We start from the raw sequence: 18625 nt of genomic DNA on the forward strand, positions 1-18625 counted from the left end.
GATGCATGCATGCGCGCATTCAGAGGGTGCTGATCAGCGCCGCTGCAGCCGCAGCACCACGGGGGCATCCGGCCGCAAGGTCACCTGCAGCTTCGGCGCGCACGCCGCCGCCCCCTCCGGCAACTGCAGCCGGTAACGCTGCAGCAGCAGCGCCGCCAGCAGCGTCATCTCCAGCATCGCAAAGTGCTGCCCAATACACACGCGCGGGCCCACGCCAAAAGGGATCCACGCGCCCTTGGGGATGGCCGGGGCATCGTCCAGAAAACGCTCCGGCACAAACCGGTCGGCCTGGGCAAACCAGCGTTCATCCCGGTGCAGCACCCAGGGCGTGATGCGCAGCATGGCGCCCTGGGGCACCTCCACGCCGCCCAGCGTGATGGGTGCGGTGGTGCGCCGGGTCATCAGCGCGGCAATGGGTGGGTACAGGCGCAGCGCCTCCTTGAGCGTGGCGGCCAGAAAGGGTAGCTGCGCCAAGTGCTCGGGGCCGGGCGTCTGACCTGGGGGGAGCACGCTGTCCACCTCGGCCTGTGCGCGTTGCGCGGCCTCGGGGTGTTCGGCCATCAGGCGGCTCCACCACAGCAGCGTGGTGGCGCTGGTCTCGTGCCCGGCCTGGAAGCTGACCATGCACTGGTCGAACACTTCCTGCGGCGACAGCGGCTCGCCGGTGGCTTCGTCGCGCAGCGCCAGCAGCATGTGCAATAAATCCGTGCGCTGCGGGGCGGCGCCCGAAGGGACGCCCGCCTCTCGCCTGCGCGCGTCGATATGGCGCTGCACTAGCCCCTTGAGTGCCCGGAGTGCACGCAGCTTGGCCGCTTTGCCGGGCAGGGGCAACCAGTCGGGCAGCGTGAAGGGCATGAACATTTCCCGAAACGCGGCTTCTGACAGCGTTTGTGTGGCCCAGGCGGCATCGCGCGCATCGGCCTGGGCCGATTCGCTGAACAGCGTGCACAGGATCACATCCATGGCCACATCGGTCCAGAGTGTGTCCATGGGCACCAGGGCTTCGGACTGGCCTGCGGGCACAGCGGCATCGAGCGCGCTGCGGGCCGCATCGGTCATGAGCTGCGCGTAGCCCGCCACGCGTTTGGGGGTGAACGCAGGCATGAGCATGCGGCGCTGGCGCTTCCAGGTGTCGCCCTCGGTCACCAGAACGCTCTGGCCGAAAACCTGCTCAAACACGGCAATGCCACGCTCCCAGCGGATCAGCTGGTCTGCGTGGGTGACCAGCGCCTCGCGCACCAGGTCGGGCGACAGCAGATCCCAGGCGTCTTCAGGGCCAACGCGCATGCGGGTCAGGTCGCCATGGTCGCGCTGCAGGCGGGTCACAAAACCGAGGTAGTCGGCCCGCATCTCCCACAACAAGGGCAGGCCCCACCAGCGGCTGGAGGGGCCTGTGGGCAAAACGCCGGGGGTTGGCGCGGTGCGCGCAGGTTCGGGCGAGGATGCGGGGATCGGCGGCGTCGCAGTGGGGGTGGCGTGGTTCATGGCCCGCATGGTGCGGCGCAACAGCGGCCAGGTATTGAACGAATTCGACATCGCCCCTGCCCTACACTCGCGGCCCATGGCAACCCTGGTCCCACCTTCCGCACGGCATCCACAGGGGCTGATCCCCTCTGGCCAGCTGTGGCTGCCGCGCGCCAGCCTGTCGGCCTGCCTGCGCGGTGCCATGGTGCGCAGCACGCTGGGCCACACACTTTCTGACGAGCAACGCATCAACCGCTTCCCGGCCACGCCCCTGTGCAGCCTGAGCTGGTGGTTCGAAGGCCGCAGCGAGGCTCTGCTTTCTGAGCGCCCTGACACTATGCCCGGTCTGAACAGCCCGCGCGAGGCCTACCCGGGCCGCTGGGTGCTGACGGGCCCGCACACCCGGCCCAGCACCAGCTATTGCGCCGATCCCACCCACGCCATGATGGTGATGTTCATGCCCGATGCGCTGCACCAGCTCACCGGCCTGGAACCCGAGGCGCTGACCGACCGCATCGTGGATGCGCAAACCGTGCTGCCGCGCGACTGGATTGCGATGTGCGAGGCCGTGCAGCACCAGCCCGATGACGCGGCGCGCATGGACTGCCTGGAGGCGTTTCTGGAGCCCCGCTGGCAAGCCTGCCGCCCCGTGCACATACTGCAGGCACAGCGCTATGGGGACTGGGCCATGCACCTGGCGCAGCGCGCCGCCATGTCGGCCCCGGGCCGCAGCCTGCGCCAGCTGGAACGCCGCATCAAGCGCTGGGCCGGGCTGCCGCTGCGCGAGCTGCGCGGTTTTGGCAAGGCCGAGCAGGCGTTCTTTGACACCATCGCGGCCGATACCGCCCACGGCACAGTGAACTGGGCGGATGTAGCTGCGGGCGCGGGCTTCTCGGACCAGTCGCACCTGTGCCGCGTGACGCGGCGCATCACGGGCTACTCCCCGCAGGCGCTGTACGAAGGTATCTACGGCGACGAAGCGTTCTGGGCATATCGAATCTGGGTGTAGCGGCCATAGGGGCAGCAGCTGCCGCGATGCGACACGTCACAGCACACGACCAGCAAGGCACACCGCCCCGTATCATCCCCGCCATGCTTGCCAAGTTGATGAGTTTCCTTTTGCTGGGGATCGTGCGGTTTCTGACCGGGTCCCAGGCCCGCTGGTACGGCTGCCCACCCAAGGCCGAACAGCGCATTTATTTCGCCAACCACCAGAGCCACGCCGACATGGTGCTGATCTGGGCTGCGCTGCCCGAAGAGCTGCGCAGCATCACCCGGCCCATTGCCGCCAAGGACTACTGGACCAAGACGCCGTTCCGCCAATGGATCACCACCGCCGTGTTCAACGCCGTGTATGTCGACCGTCAGGCCACGCCCGCACGCCCTCCAGCGCCCGTCGCTGCTGAACCGGTGGGCGTGCTGCACGCCCTAGCCAGTGCTGCCGCCGATGCAGACACCGCCATGGCGGGTGGGCCCGATCCGTCGCCCGAAGCCCCGCCGCTTGCCCCCACGCCCGAAGCCCTGCGCGCTGCCCTATCTGAATCCGATCCGCTGGCGCCGCTGGTGCGCGCGCTGGAGAGCGGCGACTCCATCGTGATCTTTCCGGAAGGCACGCGCGGCCACGGAGACGAGCCGCAGCCTTTCAAATCAGGCCTGTTCAAGCTCGCGCAGATGTTCCCGCAGGTGGTGCTGGTGCCCGCCTGGATCAACAACGTGCAGCGCGTAATGCCCAAGGGTGAAGTGGTGCCGGTGCCCATCCTGTGTTCGGTGACCTTCGGGGCACCTGTGCAGCTGGAAGCAGGGGAAGAGCGCCGTCCGTTCCTGGACCGCGCACGCCGAGCCGTGATTGCGCTCAGGGAAGTCTGAACATGAACAACTTCCTTCGCAACCTCACCGCCACCCAACAGGTCGGCGCCCTGTTCCTGGTGATGTTCGGCATCCTGTCCGTTGTCACCGTCTGGGCCTTTGTGCGCAATCTGCGCGAGCACGCCAGCGACGACCCCGAAGCGGAAGCACGCGTGCTGGAGGCCAAGCGATTCTGGGGGCTGCTCAAAACGTCGTGGGCCATGGCCACGGTGTTCTGGATTGGCTGGGTGTTGGGCGACACGGTGGCCACGGTGCTGTTTGCCATCGTGGGCTTTTTTGCGCTGCGCGAGTTCATCACGCTGTCGCCCACGCGGCGCGGCGACCACCGCAGCCTGGTGCTGGCGTTTTTTGTGGTGCTGCCGCTGCAGTTCTGGATCGTGGGCAGCAAGATGTTTGACCTGTTCACGGTGTTCATCCCCGTGTACGTGTTTTTGGCGCTGCCGGTGGTGAGCGCACTGGCCAACGACCCGCAGCGATTTCTGGAGCGAAACGCCAAGCTGCAGTGGGGCATCATGGTCTGCGTATACGGTATGAGCCATGTACCCGCGCTGCTGCTGCTGGACTTCCCGGGCTACCGCGACAAGGGTGCGTTCCTCGTTTTCTTCCTGGTGTTTGTGGTGCAGACCTGCATGCTGGTGCAGCACTTGCTGGGCCGGCGCTTTTCGCACAAGCCGGTGGCGCCGCAGGTCAGCCAGAGCTTTCAGTGGACAAGCTGGCTGGCCGGTGTAGCGGCGGGGGGCCTGGCCGGTGGGCTGCTGTCGTTCATCACCCCGTTCAAGCCCGGCCAGGCGCTGGGCATGGCGCTGCTGGCCTGCGTGGCGGGCAGCCTGGGGCACCTGGTGATGAAGGCCCTCAAGCGCGACCGGGGGATCACCAGCTGGGGCATGCAGGGCATGTCCGTCACCGGCGCGGGGGGCCTGCTCGACCGGGTGGACGCGCTGTGTTTTGCGGCGCCCGTGTTCTTCCATTCGGTGCGCTGGTATTTCGGTCTGTAAAAGATCGACAGAGAAAATTTAAACAAAATTGGCCTCTAGCGCTTTACTATCAAGCGCTAGCAGCTATCAAATAATGAGCAAATGCGCATCTTAGGCATCGACCCCGGCCTGCAGACCACCGGTTTTGGCGTGGTGGACATGGACGGCCACAAGCTCAGCTACGTGGCCAGCGGCACCATCCGCACCACCACGCTGGCGCTGGGCGACCTGCCGGGGCGCCTGAAGATTTTGTTCGACGGCATTTCCGAGGTGGCCGCCCGCTACGAGCCCGACGTGGCCTCGGTCGAGATCGTGTTCGTCAACGTCAACCCACAGTCCACCCTGCTGCTGGGCCAGGCGCGCGGCGCCTGCATCACCGCCCTGGTGGCCAGCAATTTGCCGGTGGCCGAATACACCGCACTGCAGATGAAAAAAGCCGTGGTCGGCCACGGCCGCGCCGCCAAAAGCCAGGTGCAGGAGATGGTGCGCCGCCTGCTCAGCCTGCCCGGCCTGCCAGGCACCGACGCGGCTGATGGCCTGGGCATGGCGATCACGCACGCGCATGCGGGGGCAGCCATGGCCCGGTTGGGCGAAGCCGCCACGCTGAACCGGCGGCAGCATGCGATGTACAAGGGTGGGCGGAGTTATTGAAAAGTCGGCTTTGTGAGCCGCCACAACGCGAGGAGCCTGGCATGAATTTCGGCATCGTTCTCTTCCCCGACGTTGAGGAACTCGATTTCGTCGGCCCCTGGGAGATGCTCACCATGTGGAGCCGCTACGCCGATGGCCCCCAGAACTGCCTGACCGTGGCGCAGACCACCGCACCCATCACCTGCGCCAAAGGGCTTTCGGTCAATCCCCACCACGCTTTCGACAATTGCCCGCAGTTGGACTACCTGCTCATCCCCGGCGGCCAAGGCACGCGGCGTGAAGTGGACAACCCCGCCATGTGCGCATTTGTGGCGCGACAGGCGCAACACTGCCAGGCCGTGTTGTCCGTCTGCACCGGCGCCTTTGTGCTGCACGCGGCCGGCCTGCTGGGCGGCAAGCGCGCCACCACGCACTGGGGGTCACTGGACCGCCTGCGCGCGCTGGGCGATGTGGAGGTCGTAGAACAACGCTGGGTGCAGGACGGTGCGGTGTGGACATCTGCGGGAGTGTCTGCTGGCATCGACCTGATGCTCGCGTTCATTGCGCAGGTGGGCAGCGAAGAGGCCGCAGGCAAGGTGCAGTTTGGGGCGGAGTACTACCCGGATGGCAAGGTTTACAGCGACTTCCGCGGGCATCCGCAAGCGCCTGGGTACCTTCGGCCGCCCCGGTAACGGCAAAGAAGCAACTCTGCCGCCTGCGCGAGCACGTTCATGCAGGTCGTGGCGCTTTGATCCAAACCCCTATGAACACCAGCGCAAGCAGCGTCGCGATGCCACATCCAATAGCGCCAACCACCACATAAAAGCTTCGATCCGATAGCAGGACAAGACCACCACTCATGACTGCTAACACGACATTGCAAACAACGAGTCCTAACAAAACCTTGCGTGGCGAAGGCGTGGTGACCCTGGAAACTGGAATGTCTGATTCCGGCAACCCGGTGGCAATATCCCTCGAGCGGAGGACGATGCGGTGAATGGCATGAACATGCCAAAAACCCAGTCCTCCGGTCAGTAAAAGCACAGGCAGGACTAACCACCCGTTGTTTGCCAATATGCCCAGCACAACCGTCAAAAAAAAGAGAGGCCCCACCAAAGCAGCGGCCATAGAAGCCGTGCGCAAATGGAGTTCAAGCATGGCCTTTTGAGTAGCGCTCACCAAGGCCAAACCGCCCGGCAGACAATTGTGGTGAAACCGAGACGCGCCACCCTCGGCAAGAGTGAAATCGATACCGAATACTGCTTTGAGAACGTTCATTTCAGTTGATTGGTTGAACAGCTATGGGCGATGCCATTGCATAGGCAACGTACAAAGAACCGCGTTGCCTATGTTGCAAGGCCGCGTCAAAGCTGTGGCTAGACCGGGCTACGCCAAACGCTTGAAAAACCTCGCGGCCGAGAAGCTAATTTCGATGCTTGTCTCTGCTGGCGTCAGTTGCACTGCGCAAATCCTCGCGGCGGGCGTGAAGACACTTCACGCCCTGCGCGGCGCGCAATGACCACAAAATCTTTAGTACCTGGGAAACTAGCTCCCGTTCCCGGCCAGTAGAAGCCCGCAGGACCTGCGCACAGCGTCAGAATCTGTGGAGTGCTGCTCAACGCAGCTCCCTCGCCCGCTTCTACGACCATCTCATACCGAATATGAGTCAGTGACTTACCGCGAAACGTCTCTAGCACACGAGCATGGTAGGTGTGGATTTCGTCTTTGACCACCTCCGGCTCGTCTCCCGAGCGCTTCTTCTCAACCACGGGTCGAATGCTGACCCTTGTCTGGACGACCAGCGCCGAATACGGTGTTTCAGCAATTGATTTGATCAAAAAATCTCTCGCTTCAGCTTCGACGGCATCAACCATCAGAGAAGGTGCCTGCTGGGCCAACGGAGTAGCAAGAGTGCTATTTACGCCTGCGACTGCCGCAAAAAGTACAAGACAAACACTCTGAAATTTCAGTCTCACGCTTCGCTCCCTGCATCACTGGCTGTGCCCTGATAGACCGGCAGAGTGTCTCCTGCTGCGACGCCCGCAGGGAACACGAAGGCATCCCAGACGTCCGCACCATAGCGGCTGACGTTGACTTCATTGCTTTGATTGCCACCCAGCATGTAGTAGTGTTTGCCATCACGGCTTTGGCCCACGGCAAATGCCACATGCCCTCCGCCCGAACGGCTCTTGATACCGATGGAGCCATAAACAGGCGCTTTCAGTGGTGTCCCAAAACTAGCCCACTCTTTCGCGCGGAATGCATTTGCAGGCGCTGCATGGCCGTGCTGGGACATGACCCAGGCCACAAACGATCCGCACCACGCGTTAACACCGAGTGAATCATCCTTGGCCCAGTATTTCGCGGCCTTGTGGTATTCCATGATGCGAGGATTCGCCTTTGGGCCCGCGACTTCTTTCTGACCGATTTCCCGCTCAGCTGTTGCGATCCAAGGCGCTCCGAGATCAGCGCTGGTCGGAGCAGGATTGGTCAGCGACAGTTGCGCGTGCACCGAGTTCTCCGCATTCGCCCGGCACATCAATTCCGTCATGGTCTTGCTGCGCGGCGCGATGATCCCATCAGGGCGGGCGATTCCGATACTGCGCTGAAACGCCTGGATTTTGAAGATGGTCCGAACTCCTGGTGAGCCGTCAGCGACCAACTGCTGGGCTCCCGGAATGTCGATCTGATTGAGCAGCCGCTGAACGATCATGGTGTCGTTCAGGGCGTTGCGGCCCCCTTGGCCAACCGTGTCTGTTATCACTTCATGCTCCTTGCTACGTTGTTGGTTTCCGGCTCGGGCCGCCGTAATGTGATCAAGCCACCTGCGTCTTCATCCGCTCCGCCCGCTCCTTCGGCGATGGATGGGTGGACAAGAAGCTGGTCGATTCGCTGCCCGACATGGCCGCCAGCTTCTCCAGTGCGCTGACGCAGGCAGCCGGCTGGTAGCGCTTGGCCTTCATGAAACCCATCGCGTAGTCGTCGGCCTCGCGTTCGTTGCTTTGCGAGTGCTGGGCGCGCACCACTTTTTCAAACAGTTCACCCAGTTGCGAGTCGGCAATGGCGCCGGCGCGGCTGTTGCTGGCCGACACGGCGTTGCGCAGTGCGCTGGTGCGCAGGGCGGCCTGGATGCGGGCTTTGCTGTGGCCCTTTTTGACGTGGCCGATTTCGTGGCCGATGACGTAGCGCACTTCGTCGTCAGTGAACTTGTCCATGAGGCCGGAGTACACGCGGATGGTGCCGTTGGCCATGGCGAAGGCGTTGATGTCGGGGGTAAGGTAGACCTTGAAGTTCATCTTCAGGCCGTCATACGTGCCCAGACCGGAGGTGAGTTTGGTCAGGCGCGATGCATAGGGGCTGCCTGCGGGGGCGATGCGGTTTTGGCGGTCGCTTTCGGCGGCCATCTGGTCAAAGGCCGACTTCACCTCTTCGTCGGTCAGCGACTCGGATTTGGCCAAGTCTTTGCCTGCGTCCAGCATCTTGCCCAGGTCAAACTGCGCCCACACGGGCGATACGGCGCTCACGCCAGAAGCCAGGGTCACGAGCGTCAATAATTTACGGCGGTCCATCGGGGATTCCCTCTCTCTATAGGTGGTTGAATTTGTGTGTTCTTTGTTTTTTTGAGCAACCGTCTGCAGGCATTGGCTCTCATGTGCGCCGAAATATAGCCACGCAACCCGCTGTTTTGGGGGTGGGGGTTGTCTGCAGATGTAAGACCTGTGTGCCGATGCTGGCCGCTGGGCGATGCGCTGGGTGGGCTGCATTGACCCACACCCCGTGGCTACACAAGGCGCAGGCTCTACCGCGCGATGGGAGTCAAAATTCAAGCCAAAAGTGGCTCTAGCGCTTATTCATCAAGCGCTCACAGCTATCAATAGATGAGTCAATGACCCACTGGCGGTGCGAGCGCGTTTTGCAAGCCTTCACACCGCTCTGCACACGCCAAGAGTGCAGATGTGTGTCCGTCAGCGCCCCAGCCCGCGCTTGAGTTCCTTGAGCAACAGCAACACCTGGTTGGATGCGTGGCGACAGCTGCTGTTGAGCAGCTGCACCGCCTTTTGCTGCTCGCCCGCCTGGAAAAGCGTGACCACTTCGGCCGCCTGTTGGTGAAAGTATTTGTGCCGCGCCACCAACATGCCAAAAGCGGGGTAGTGCCCCAGCCGCAGGCGCCCGGTGCCATACAGCCAGCGGCCCAGGTCGCAGCGGTCGTCGTGGCAGATGCGCTCGGGGCGCATGACTTCATCCGATCGGCGGTTGACCATGTCCTGCAGCTGCAGTCGCCATCCTTCGTGGCTGGCAATGGCCGCATCGATATCGATCTCGGTCATGAGCGTGGCGGCGTATTCGGCGTCCAGCACCAGTTCGCTCCCGTTGTCTTCCATGGCCCAGGTGGTGTCCTGGTTGTCAGGGTCCTGCTCCTTGATCCTGAATAATCGACTGAAAAAACCCATGCGAGATCCCTTTTTGCAGCACGCTGCGCAAGGCGCCACCCAAGCACCCACCGAAATGTCTTGAAACATTTTGTGGGGGCTGAGTAGTTTTGGCTACCAAAAAATCACCAACTGATGAAATCCGCTGCGGGCGACCCTGCTATCGCTGCCAGCTCTCACGCGCGCACGGCACAAAACCGCAGGCCGCCGGACAATGCGCAGATGACATCCACTGCACACCGCCCCGCCCTGTCCATGCTCGACCTGGTTGCCGTCCGAGAAGGCGGCACCGTAGCCGATGCGCTGCAGATTGCACTGCGCACTGCGCAACACGCTGAAAAGCTGGGCTTTGCCCGCTATTGGCTGGCTGAACACCACAACATGGCGGGTATCGCCAGCTCGGCCACGGCGGTGCTGGTGGGCCACATTGCTGGCGGCACTTCGCGCATCCGTGTCGGGTCGGGCGGCGTGATGCTGCCCAACCACGCGCCGCTGGTGGTGGCCGAGGCCTTTGGCACACTGGCCGAGCTGTACCCGGGCCGCATCGACCTGGGGCTGGGCCGCGCACCGGGCACCGACCAGGCCACCATGCGCGCGCTGCGCCGCAGCCGGGTGGAGACGGCCGACGACTTTCCGCAGGATGTGGCCGAGTTGCAGCGTCTGCTGGCACCGGCCGAGCCGAACCAGCGCCTGATTGCCATGCCGGGCGCGGGCACCAATGTGCCCATCTGGCTGCTGGGCTCCAGCCTGTTTTCAGCGCAATTGGCGGCGGAGCGTGGTCTGCCCTACGCCTTTGCCTCGCACTTTGCGCCGCGGCTGCTGCACCAGGCCATTGACCTGTACCGCAACTTGTACCGCCCGTCTGCCGCCTGGCCCAAACCCTATGTGGCGATTGGCGTGCCGCTGATTGCAGCGCCCACCGATGACGAGGCGGACTACCTGGCCAGCAGCACTTACCAGCGGGTGCTGGGCATTTTGACGGGCGACCGCCGCCGCCTGCAGCCGCCCATCGAGAACTACACCGCGCGCCTGCAACCGCAAGAGCGCGCGGCCATTGGCGACTTTCTGGCAGCCGCCGTGATTGGCGGGCCTGACACGGTTCGTGCAGGACTGGCGCACCTGACCGAGACCACAGGGGCCGACGAGCTGATGCTGGTCAGCGATGTCTACGACCCGGCGCTGCGCCTGCGCTCGATGGACATTGCAGCCCAGGCGCACGCTGCGCTCAGCCAGGCCGCCGTGCCAGCCTGAGCGCCTTTTTGGAACGTCAGCGCGACAGGTAGCCGCCGTCCACCGGGTAATACGCCCCGGTCACAAACGACGCCTTGTCGGACGCCAGCCAGCTCACCAGTTCGGCCACCTCTTCGGGCTGGCCCAGGCGGCCGATGGGGTGTGACCCCACCAGCATCGCGTTGATGCCCGCGTCTTGCTCCAGCCCGCTGATCATGGGCGTGTGGATAAAGGCAGGCCCCACGGAGTTAATGCGCACGCCGTGCGCGCTGTATTCAATGGCCGCCGCCTTGGTCAACCCCACCACACCGTGTTTTGCAGCGGTGTATGCCGACGCGGTGGCAAACCCCACCGAGCCCAGGATGGACGCCATATTGATGATGGAGCCGCCGCCGTTCTTGAGCATGGCGGCGATCTGGTACTTCATGCCGTAGAACACGCCCGACAGGTTGATGTTGATGACCTGCGCCCAGCCGTCCAGCGGGTAGTCGGCGGTGGGCGCCTGCGGGCCACCAATGCCCGCGTTGTTACAGGCCACGTCCAGGCGGCCGTAGTGAGCAACGGTGCTGTTGACCAGCGCTTCGCAGTCCTCGGGCTTGCCAACGTCTGCCGCCACAAATATCGCGTCACCCCCGGCGGCACGCACCAAGGCTGCAGTTTCTTCGCCCGCAGCCACGTTCACGTCAGATACCACCACCTTGGCGCCTTCGCGCGCCCACACCAGCGCAATCGCGCGCCCGATGCCCGACGACGCGCCCGTTACCAACGCCACCTTGTTCTTCAGCATGAAAGACTCCTTGTTTGTCCAGACCGCCTGCAACCCGATGCCACAGATCCGTTTTTATTCTGCGCGCCCGGTGCGTCAGTACCTTGACGTGGGTCATGCCTTGGGCAGTGGGACTGGCGCGCGTCACTGGTGCCATGGGTAGCGGCTACCATCACGGTTTGCGGGTGTTGTTGCCCGCCCTGCCGCTAGCTCTTTCTCACCGCCCTCGCCCGCATGCCCGCTTTTTCTTTTGAAGCCCTGGACGCCCAGGGCCAGACCCGCAAGGGCCTCATGGAGGCCGACACCGCCAAGTCCGCACGCAGCCTGCTGCGGGCCCAGGCACTGGTGCCGCTGGCAGTGGAGCTGGTGCAGACCGGCCAGTCGCTGGACGGCAGCTCTGCCGGGCTCAGCCAGCGGCTGTTCACCCGCCCCGTGTTCGGCGCCACGGCATTGGCCATATGGACGCGGCAAATCGCCGGGCTGGTGTCGTCCGGCCTGCCGCTCGAACGCGCGCTGACCGCGCTGTCTGAAGAAGCCGACGACGAACGCCAGCGCCACCTGGTGGCCTCGCTGCGTGCCGAGGTCAACGCAGGCGCCACCTTTGCGCGCGCGCTGTCGCAACATCCCCGTGAATTTTCTGACATCTATTGCGCCGTGATCGGTGCGGGCGAGCACAGCGGCAACCTGGGCCTGGTGCTGGAGCGCCTGGCCGACGACCTGGAAGAGCGCCAGGCGCTCAAAGCCAAGCTGGTGGGCGCGGCGCTGTACCCGGCCATCGTCACCATCGTGGCCATCGTGATCGTGCTGTTTCTGGTGGGCTATGTGGTGCCCCAGGTGGCCAGTGTGTTTGCCGGTACCAAGCGGGCGCTGCCGTTCTTGACCATGGCCATGCTGGGCATCAGCGCCTTTGTGCGCAACTACGGCTGGGTGATGCTGATTGCTACCGTGTTGATTGCGGTGGGAGCTCGGTGGGCGCTGACGTTTGAACATTTCCGCCAGCGGTTTGATGCCGCCTGGCTCAACTTGCCGCTGGTCGGCAAGCTGGCCCGCGGCTACAACGCGGCGCGTTTTGCGGCCACGCTGGCCATGCTGGCGGGCGCGGGTGTGCCCATCCTCAAGGCCTTGCAGGCTGCCGCTGAGACGCTGAACAACCGCGCGCTGCGCGCCGACGCGCTGGACGCGCTGGTGCTAGTGCGCGAAGGCGCGCCGCTGGCGTCTGCGCTGGCGCAGAAAAAGCGCTTCCCGGGGCTGCTGTCGATGTTTGCGCGCCTGGGCGAGCAGACCGGGCAACTGCCGGTGATGCTGCAGCGCGCCGCCAAGCAGTTGTCCGCCGAGGTGCAGCGTCGGGCCATGGCGCTGGCCACCATCCTGGAGCCACTGCTCATCGTCGGCATGGGTCTGATCGTGATGCTGATCGTGCTGGCAGTGCTGCTGCCCATCATCCAGCTCAACCAGTTTGTGAAGTAAAAAACCATGGCCGTAACCTTGGATGACAAGCTGGTGGTGGCGATCTCCTCGCGCGCCCTGTTCAATTTTGAGGAAGAGAACCGCATCTTCGACCCGCTGGACCCGCGTCCGTACATGGAGCTGCAGCAAGAGCGGCTGCACGTGCCCGCCAAGCCGGGCGTGGCGTTTCCGCTGGTGAACAAGCTGCTGGCATTCAACACGCCCCAGGCCCGGCCGGTGGAGGTCGTGATCCTCTCGCGCAACGACCCGGTGAGCGCGCTGCGTATCTTCCATTCAGCCCACAACGCCGGCCTGCCGCTGGAGCGGGGGGTGTTCACGCAAGGGCGTGATCCGTTCAAATACCTGCGGCCGCTGGGTGCGCACCTGTTTCTGTCTGCCAACGAGAAGGATGTGAGCGAAGCGCTGGCGCTGGGCTTTCCGGCAGCGCGGGTGCTGACGGATTCGGCCGCTGCGGGCGTCAACTACCCCAAGGAACTGCGCATTGCGTTTGACGGCGACGCCGTTCTGTTTTCGGACGAGGCGGAGCGGGTGTACCAGGCCGAAGGCCTGGCCGCGTTCCAGACGCACGAGATCAGCAAGGCGGCGCTTCCGCTGTCGGGTGGGCCGTTCAAACCGCTGCTGGCCGCATTGCACCAGTTGCAGCAGCAGGCCGACGTGTCGGGCATGCGCCTGCGCACCGCGCTGGTTACTGCCCGCAGCGCGCCCGCGCATGAACGCGCCATCAACACGCTGATGAAATGGAACCTGGCTGTGGATGAGGCCATGTTTCTGGGCGGGCTTGAAAAAGGCCCGTTCCTGCGCGAATTTGAGCCCGACTTTTTCTTTGACGACCAGACGGGCCATGCCACCTCTGCGGCCCGTCATGTGCCTGCGGGGCATGTGAACAGCGGTGTCTCCAACCCGCTTCAGAACACCGGCGAATGAAGGCGGAAACCGGGGCCCGCGCGAAAAGTTCTGCAAAGCCTTGCAACGCTGGGTGAAAGCCTGCAAAGACCCGGTTGCAATCCCAATGCTGGCGTCCAACTGTGCAACCATCACGGCCCTGCACTCAAGGAGCAAGCGTTTGCGAACACGAATTTCATTGGCGAGCCTGGCCACATGCCTGGCGCTGGCTTGCAGCAGCGCGCTGGCCCAAACCCCATCTGCTCCATCTGCCCCCGCCACGCCAGCCGCACCTGCTACTCCCGTCAAACCCGCCAAGCCCACCAAACCCGCACCACCTGCTGCGGGCACGTCTGCTGAATCGTCCGCGCCCGCGCAGCAAGCTGCGCTGACAAAGGGCGAGATCAAGGCCATGCGCGAGTTCAAGATGCTGGACTTCAACGGCGACGGCAAACTGAGCCGGACCGAGGTCAAGCTGTTCCCCCGCCTTGCTGCCGCGTTTGACGATGCGGACACCAACAAAGACGGCTATGTATCGTACGAAGAGGTGCGCGTGTTTGCCGCCAAGTACCGCGCCGAGCGCGACCGCAAACGAGCTGTCGAGGCGGCGGCGGGAGCGGCGGCACCTGCAGCGGCTGCGTCCCAGCCGAAACGCTGACCGAGAGAGGCAGGCAACGGCTGCTCGCTGCCGCACACATCCAGCCGCTGAAAATTACGTCAAAAACGTCTCGAACGCTTACCCATCAAGCGCTAGCAGCTATATTTTCAGGAGCATTTTAGGTGTGCGACCCGGTCATGTCGCAAGGGCCCCACGCAGCGCTTAATCACATCACTCCCCGCCACCCTGCCGCAGTCGGCGCGTTCACAAACCGCCTGTGCGCTTGACCTTGGGGTCGGCATAGGTCAACGGCTCGTTCTTGACCTGCTGGGCCATGCGCTCCTGCAGCGTCATTTTGTTCACTTCCTGCGCGATCTCGATAGCACTGCCGCTGGCGCGCCACATGGACTGAATGAGCTCCAGCAACTGCTTGTAGATGGGCTCCTTGGGCGGCTCTGGGGGCTCTTCGACGGTTTCCTTCTTCTTGACTTCCGTCCAGTCACGGTTGGGCGTATCGGGCGCCGACGGTTTGTCGGGCGCTTTCACAATGGCCCCCTCGCCCAACCGGTCCATGGACTCCACGGGGTTGGGCGTATTGACAGGGCGCACCGGCGGAGCACCAGAGGCGCCAGTGGAATACAAATCAGCGCCCTGAGGACGCCAACTCGGCGATCGGTCGACAGGTGGCATTTGCATGGCAGTGGCCCAGTGGTTGAAATAGGTGTGACAAAGTGAAGATGCTTTTTCGCCGTCTTCGTAATTAATAACGGCAAAAAGAAGGGCAAATTTAGGTCTTTTTAGGGGATTGGTCGAAATATAGGGTTTACCCCTATAAAAACAACCCCTTTTCAACCAAAGCCACGCCATAGACGGAGGCAAACCGTCCGAGATCACTGGATTGATAACGTGGCTGAGTACAAACGGGTGAGCCGATGCGGCGCGTCGCTGTCATAAACGTCCGTTTTAGACCACGCATGCGCCCCCCAGAACAGCACGCGGGCGCGTTGCACCGTGCCGCCCTCAGCCGCTTCTAGGAGCCTGTCGGGCTTGGAGCGTCGAAAGCGAAAACCGTAGGTTTCGCCAAAATCGGCCCCAGCGAGGACAGTTTTTGCCGAATTTGCAGCCCCATAGCGCGGTTATGGGGCAAAAAGACGGTGTTCTCGAAGAGCGGCGTAGCCAAAAATGGACCGCTGCGGCCGATTTGCAGCCGACGACGTCCAAGTCCGCCAGGCTCCTAGCTACGACGGTTCGAAACGGGGACAGGACAAGGAGCGCCGGGGATCAGGGGATCAGAGAAACCGTTCCAGCAGTCGGCGCGAATGCCGATCCAGCGCGGTGGTGTCGCGCACCCGGAACTGCACACCGTCACCGCCTGCAATCAACAAGTGGGTGCGCCCGCCCAGGCGGCGGATGTCCTCTTCGGCCTTGAGGACCAGGCGTGCCGGGCCTCGGTCTGTCTCCACATCCCAGGTGCTGGGTGTTGAGAAGCTCGACACTGCAATGATTTTTTCGATAGTGGGCACAAACTCGCGCACATCCAGCTCGTCTTCGATCAGCTGGCGCGCGGGCTGCGCTACCTGATCAAGGCGCGCAATCCACAGCAGCTCATGCCCATCCGAGCCGACCAGCGACAGCCCCTCAGCAGGTGCGGCAATCGGGAACGCACGCACAGGCGTCACGCCTTCGTGCACGCTGCCGTCCGGCAGTGTCGCCACCAGGCGGCCGTGGGGGTTGCGCTCCAGACCGAAGGCAACGGCTCGTGAAGCAGACAGGGAAGAGGGTGCGTTCATGGCGGACTCGTTCACGGCGTCTCAGGAGTTACCGGCGGGGTGGGCCGGGTGCAGCAGGCTGCTGTCGATGATCACGCCGGCAGCCTGCGCATCTTCTTCGGCGCGACGCGCCTGCGCTTCGTACAGCCGCCAATAGGCGCCCTGCTTATCCATCAGCTCGTCGTGCGGGCCCACTTCCACCACCTCGCCCCGGTCCATCACCACGAGGCGGTCGGCCTTGCGCAGGGTAGACAGGCGGTGGGCAATGGCGATCGTCGTACGGCCCTGCACCAGGTTGTCCAGGGCTTTCTGGATTTCCTTCTCCGTCTCTGTGTCGACGGCGGAAGTGGCCTCGTCGAGGATCAGGATACGTGGATCAATCAGCAGCGCGCGGGCAATGCTGATGCGCTGGCGCTCACCGCCCGACAGGCCCTGACCACGCTCGCCCACCAGCGAGTCGTAGCCATGCGGCAGGCGCAGGATGAATTCGTGGGCATGGGCGGCCCGCGCTGCTGCCACGATCTCTTCGCGTGTGGCTTCGGGTTTGCCGTAGGCAATGTTCTCGGCGATGGTGCCGAAGAACAGGAAAGGCTCCTGCAGCACCAAGCCGATGTGGCGCCGGTAGTCGGCCACCGCAAAGCGGCGGATGTCAATGCCGTCCACCTGAATGGAGCCATCGCTCACGTCGTAAAAGCGGCTGATCAGATTGACCAGCGTGCTCTTGCCCGAGCCGCTGTGGCCCACCAGGCCGATCATCTCGCCGGGGCGAATCTCCAGATCCAACCCTTTGATGACAGCGCGGCTGCCATACCGGAAACCCACGCCCTGCATGCTGATGGCGCCCTGCACCTTGTCCACCTTCACCGGCTGGGCCGGGTCTGGCACGTTGCTCACGTGGTCCAGGATGTCAAAGATGCGTTTGGCACCCGCTGCGGCCTTCTGCGTGACCGAGACGATGCGGCTCATCGAATCCAGCCGCCCGTAGAACCGGCCGATGTAGGCAATGAACGCGGTCAGCACACCCACCGTGATCTGGTTGCGCGAGACCAGCCAGATGCCAAAGCCCCAAACCACCAGCAAGCCAATTTCAGTGAGCAACGACACCGTGGGCGTGAACAGGCTCCAGGTCTTGTTCAGCTTGTCGTTGACTTCCAGGTTGTGCTGATTGGCGTCGCGAAAGCGCTGGGCCTCGCGTTTTTCTTGCGCAAAGGCCTTGACCACGCGGATACCGGGGATGGTGTCGGCCAGCACATTGGTCACCTCGCTCCACACCCGGTCGATCTTTTCAAACCCGGTGCGCAGGCGGTCGCGCACGGTGTGGATCATCCAGCCGATGAACGGCAGCGGCACCAGCGTGACCAGCGCCAGCCAGGGGTTGATGGAGAACAGGATGGCGGCCGTCATCATGATCATGAGCACGTCGGTCACAAAGTCGAGCGCATGCAGCGACAGGAAGACGTTGATGCGGTCTGTTTCTGACCCGATGCGCGCCATCAGGTCGCCCGTGCGCTTACCACCAAAGTAGTCCAGCGACAGGCGCAGCAAGTGTTCGTAGGTGGTAGTGCGCAGGTCAGCGCCGATGCGCTCGGACACCAGCGCCAATATATAAGTGCGTGCCCAGCTCAGCCCCCAGGCGGCCAGGGCAGATGCGAGCAGGCCGCTCAGGTACAGCAGCACCAGGCCGGGCTCGATCTGCTGGCCGTTCTGAAACGGAATGAGGATGTCATCCATCAGCGGGATGGTGAGGTACGGCGGCACCAGCGTGGCGGCGGTAGACGCCAGTGTCAGGAAAAATCCGGCGGCCAGCTGCTTGCGGTATGGGCGGGCAAACCGCCACAGGCGCAGCAGCACCCAGGTGGAGGTCTGTGGCGGCTGGGCGCGCGCGCAGGCGGGGCATTCGTCGGTGTCGGGCGGCAAGGGGGTGTGGCAGACAGGACACGCTGGGTCGTCCACCTCGTCTTGGGCGCCTGTATCACCACGGGCGCTTTGTTGCTCGAACCGCTGCACCAGGCGCAGCGCCTGCGGGTGGTGCGCCAGGGTAAAGCGCCACAGGGCGAGGCGGGCGGCGGGGTTGTGCAGCTCCAGCGACCCGACGCCGCCGTGGTCCTGCAAGCGCAGCGCCAAGCCGTCGCTCAGCGGCCAGCCCTGCCATGCGGCGGTACCGGGGTCGCGGGCCAGAAGGCGTTCAGACGTCACCACCACCCAACCGGCGGCAAAACGCAAATCGGTGCTCAGGTCAACCTGCAGCGCCGCCAGCACGTTCTCATGGGGTGCGAGCATGGCCCGCAGATCAGCCCCTACAGGGCCAGAAAAGACACCCGAGGCGTCCACAGAATGGTGATGTTGCATTTTTGGTTGGTTTTTCCGCCCCCGGCAGCCTGCGGTGACCGGTCTCGCGAAAGGGCGAATTCTCCCCGATACTGCACGCCACAGTGCAACGGCATCCTCCTGTAACGTTTGCAGCCGTCATTTCGCTGACACTGCATGGGCGCCGCGACAGGCGCAAAATCACTGTCCACAAAAATCACCCTTCCCGCAACGCCGGAAAC

19 protein-coding genes are annotated in these 18625 nt (G+C 63.7%); 9 read left to right on the plus strand and 10 right to left on the minus strand.

All coding sequences use genetic code 11. The features are described 5' to 3' along the window. Positions 1 to 33: 33 nt before the first annotated feature. On the minus strand, positions 34 to 1536 hold the full coding sequence (locus tag ACK4OE_RS10925) for a cytochrome P450 (protein WP_409884838.1): 1503 nt from the start codon (positions 1534 to 1536) through the stop codon (positions 34 to 36). Positions 1537 to 1561: 25 nt separating this feature from the next. On the opposite strand from ACK4OE_RS10925, the gene ACK4OE_RS10930 reads away from it, so the two are divergent. From ACK4OE_RS10930 to ACK4OE_RS10950, 5 genes are all read left to right on the plus strand, one after another. Next, on the plus strand, positions 1562 to 2473 hold the full coding sequence (locus tag ACK4OE_RS10930; protein WP_409884839.1) for an AraC family transcriptional regulator: 912 nt from the start codon (positions 1562 to 1564) through the stop codon (positions 2471 to 2473). Between the two features lie 83 nt (positions 2474 to 2556). Then, positions 2557 to 3330 carry a lysophospholipid acyltransferase family protein gene (locus ACK4OE_RS10935; RefSeq protein WP_409884840.1) on the plus strand — a complete coding sequence of 258 codons (774 nt, stop codon included), beginning with the start codon at positions 2557 to 2559 and terminating at the stop codon, positions 3328 to 3330. A gap of 2 nt (positions 3331 to 3332) precedes the next feature. Beyond that, positions 3333 to 4325 carry a phosphatidate cytidylyltransferase gene (locus ACK4OE_RS10940; protein WP_409884841.1) on the plus strand — a complete coding sequence of 331 codons (993 nt, stop codon included), beginning with the start codon at positions 3333 to 3335 and terminating at the stop codon, positions 4323 to 4325. A gap of 81 nt (positions 4326 to 4406) precedes the next feature. After that, positions 4407 to 4955 (plus strand): crossover junction endodeoxyribonuclease RuvC, encoded by a 549-nt coding sequence (ruvC, locus tag ACK4OE_RS10945; protein WP_409884842.1) that lies wholly within the window; start codon positions 4407 to 4409, stop codon positions 4953 to 4955. A 41-nt stretch (positions 4956 to 4996) separates the two neighbouring features. After that, positions 4997 to 5626, plus strand: a complete 630-nt coding sequence (locus tag ACK4OE_RS10950) for a DJ-1/PfpI family protein (RefSeq protein ID WP_409884843.1) — start codon at positions 4997 to 4999, stop codon at positions 5624 to 5626. A gap of 37 nt (positions 5627 to 5663) precedes the next feature. Here the strand turns inward: ACK4OE_RS10950 and ACK4OE_RS10955 are convergent, their stop codons facing one another. The 5 genes from ACK4OE_RS10955 to ACK4OE_RS10975 form a co-directional block, all read right to left on the minus strand. After that, positions 5664 to 6212 carry a hypothetical protein gene (locus tag ACK4OE_RS10955; RefSeq protein ID WP_409884844.1) on the minus strand — a complete coding sequence of 183 codons (549 nt, stop codon included), beginning with the start codon at positions 6210 to 6212 and terminating at the stop codon, positions 5664 to 5666. 173 nt (positions 6213 to 6385) lie between these two features. Continuing rightward, positions 6386 to 6910 (minus strand): hypothetical protein, encoded by a 525-nt coding sequence (locus ACK4OE_RS10960; protein WP_409884845.1) that lies wholly within the window; start codon positions 6908 to 6910, stop codon positions 6386 to 6388. Continuing rightward, positions 6907 to 7698, minus strand: a complete 792-nt coding sequence (locus tag ACK4OE_RS10965) for a TIGR02594 family protein (protein WP_409884846.1) — start codon at positions 7696 to 7698, stop codon at positions 6907 to 6909. The genes ACK4OE_RS10960 and ACK4OE_RS10965 overlap by 4 nt, the downstream gene beginning before the upstream one ends. Positions 7699 to 7750: 52 nt before the next feature. Then, the gene (locus tag ACK4OE_RS10970) at positions 7751 to 8503 is read right to left on the minus strand and encodes a M48 family metallopeptidase (RefSeq protein ID WP_409884847.1); all 753 of its coding nucleotides are present in this window, start codon (positions 8501 to 8503) and stop codon (positions 7751 to 7753) included. A 396-nt stretch (positions 8504 to 8899) separates the two neighbouring features. Continuing rightward, positions 8900 to 9385, minus strand: a complete 486-nt coding sequence (locus ACK4OE_RS10975) for a CZB domain-containing protein (protein WP_409884848.1) — start codon at positions 9383 to 9385, stop codon at positions 8900 to 8902. Between the two features lie 201 nt (positions 9386 to 9586). Here ACK4OE_RS10975 and ACK4OE_RS10980 point away from each other — a divergent pair, with 201 nt between their 5' ends. After that, positions 9587 to 10615, plus strand: a complete 1029-nt coding sequence (locus ACK4OE_RS10980) for an LLM class flavin-dependent oxidoreductase (protein WP_409884849.1) — start codon at positions 9587 to 9589, stop codon at positions 10613 to 10615. Between the two features lie 16 nt (positions 10616 to 10631). Here ACK4OE_RS10980 and ACK4OE_RS10985 read toward each other — a convergent pair whose 3' ends face one another. Continuing rightward, positions 10632 to 11381, minus strand: coding sequence for an SDR family NAD(P)-dependent oxidoreductase (locus tag ACK4OE_RS10985; RefSeq protein WP_409884850.1), 750 nt, complete (start codon positions 11379 to 11381; stop codon positions 10632 to 10634). Positions 11382 to 11594: 213 nt separating this feature from the next. On the opposite strand from ACK4OE_RS10985, the gene gspF reads away from it, so the two are divergent. From gspF to ACK4OE_RS11000, 3 genes are all read left to right on the plus strand, one after another. Beyond that, positions 11595 to 12827, plus strand: coding sequence for a type II secretion system inner membrane protein GspF (gene gspF / locus ACK4OE_RS10990; protein ID WP_409884851.1), 1233 nt, complete (start codon positions 11595 to 11597; stop codon positions 12825 to 12827). Between the two features lie 6 nt (positions 12828 to 12833). Then, the gene (locus ACK4OE_RS10995) at positions 12834 to 13751 is read left to right on the plus strand and encodes a 5'-nucleotidase (RefSeq protein WP_409884852.1); all 918 of its coding nucleotides are present in this window, start codon (positions 12834 to 12836) and stop codon (positions 13749 to 13751) included. Positions 13752 to 13890: 139 nt separating this feature from the next. Further along, on the plus strand, positions 13891 to 14367 hold the full coding sequence (locus tag ACK4OE_RS11000; RefSeq protein ID WP_409884853.1) for an EF-hand domain-containing protein: 477 nt from the start codon (positions 13891 to 13893) through the stop codon (positions 14365 to 14367). 204 nt (positions 14368 to 14571) lie between these two features. On the opposite strand, the gene ACK4OE_RS11005 is transcribed toward ACK4OE_RS11000, so the two are convergent. From ACK4OE_RS11005 to ACK4OE_RS11015, 3 genes are all read right to left on the minus strand, one after another. Continuing rightward, on the minus strand, positions 14572 to 15003 hold the full coding sequence (locus ACK4OE_RS11005) for a hypothetical protein (protein ID WP_409884854.1): 432 nt from the start codon (positions 15001 to 15003) through the stop codon (positions 14572 to 14574). 593 nt (positions 15004 to 15596) lie between these two features. Next, positions 15597 to 16097, minus strand: a complete 501-nt coding sequence (locus ACK4OE_RS11010; RefSeq protein ID WP_409884855.1) for a DUF1854 domain-containing protein — start codon at positions 16095 to 16097, stop codon at positions 15597 to 15599. Between the two features lie 21 nt (positions 16098 to 16118). Then, positions 16119 to 18425: an ABC transporter transmembrane domain-containing protein gene (locus tag ACK4OE_RS11015; RefSeq protein WP_409884856.1), complete on the minus strand. Its 2307-nt coding sequence runs from the start codon at positions 18423 to 18425 to the stop codon at positions 16119 to 16121. Between the last annotated feature and the right edge of the window lie 200 nt (positions 18426 to 18625).

Origin of the sequence: Acidovorax sp. (genome assembly GCF_046314175.1) — a bacterium.
Classification (GTDB): Bacteria; Pseudomonadota; Gammaproteobacteria; order Burkholderiales; family Burkholderiaceae_C; genus Acidovorax.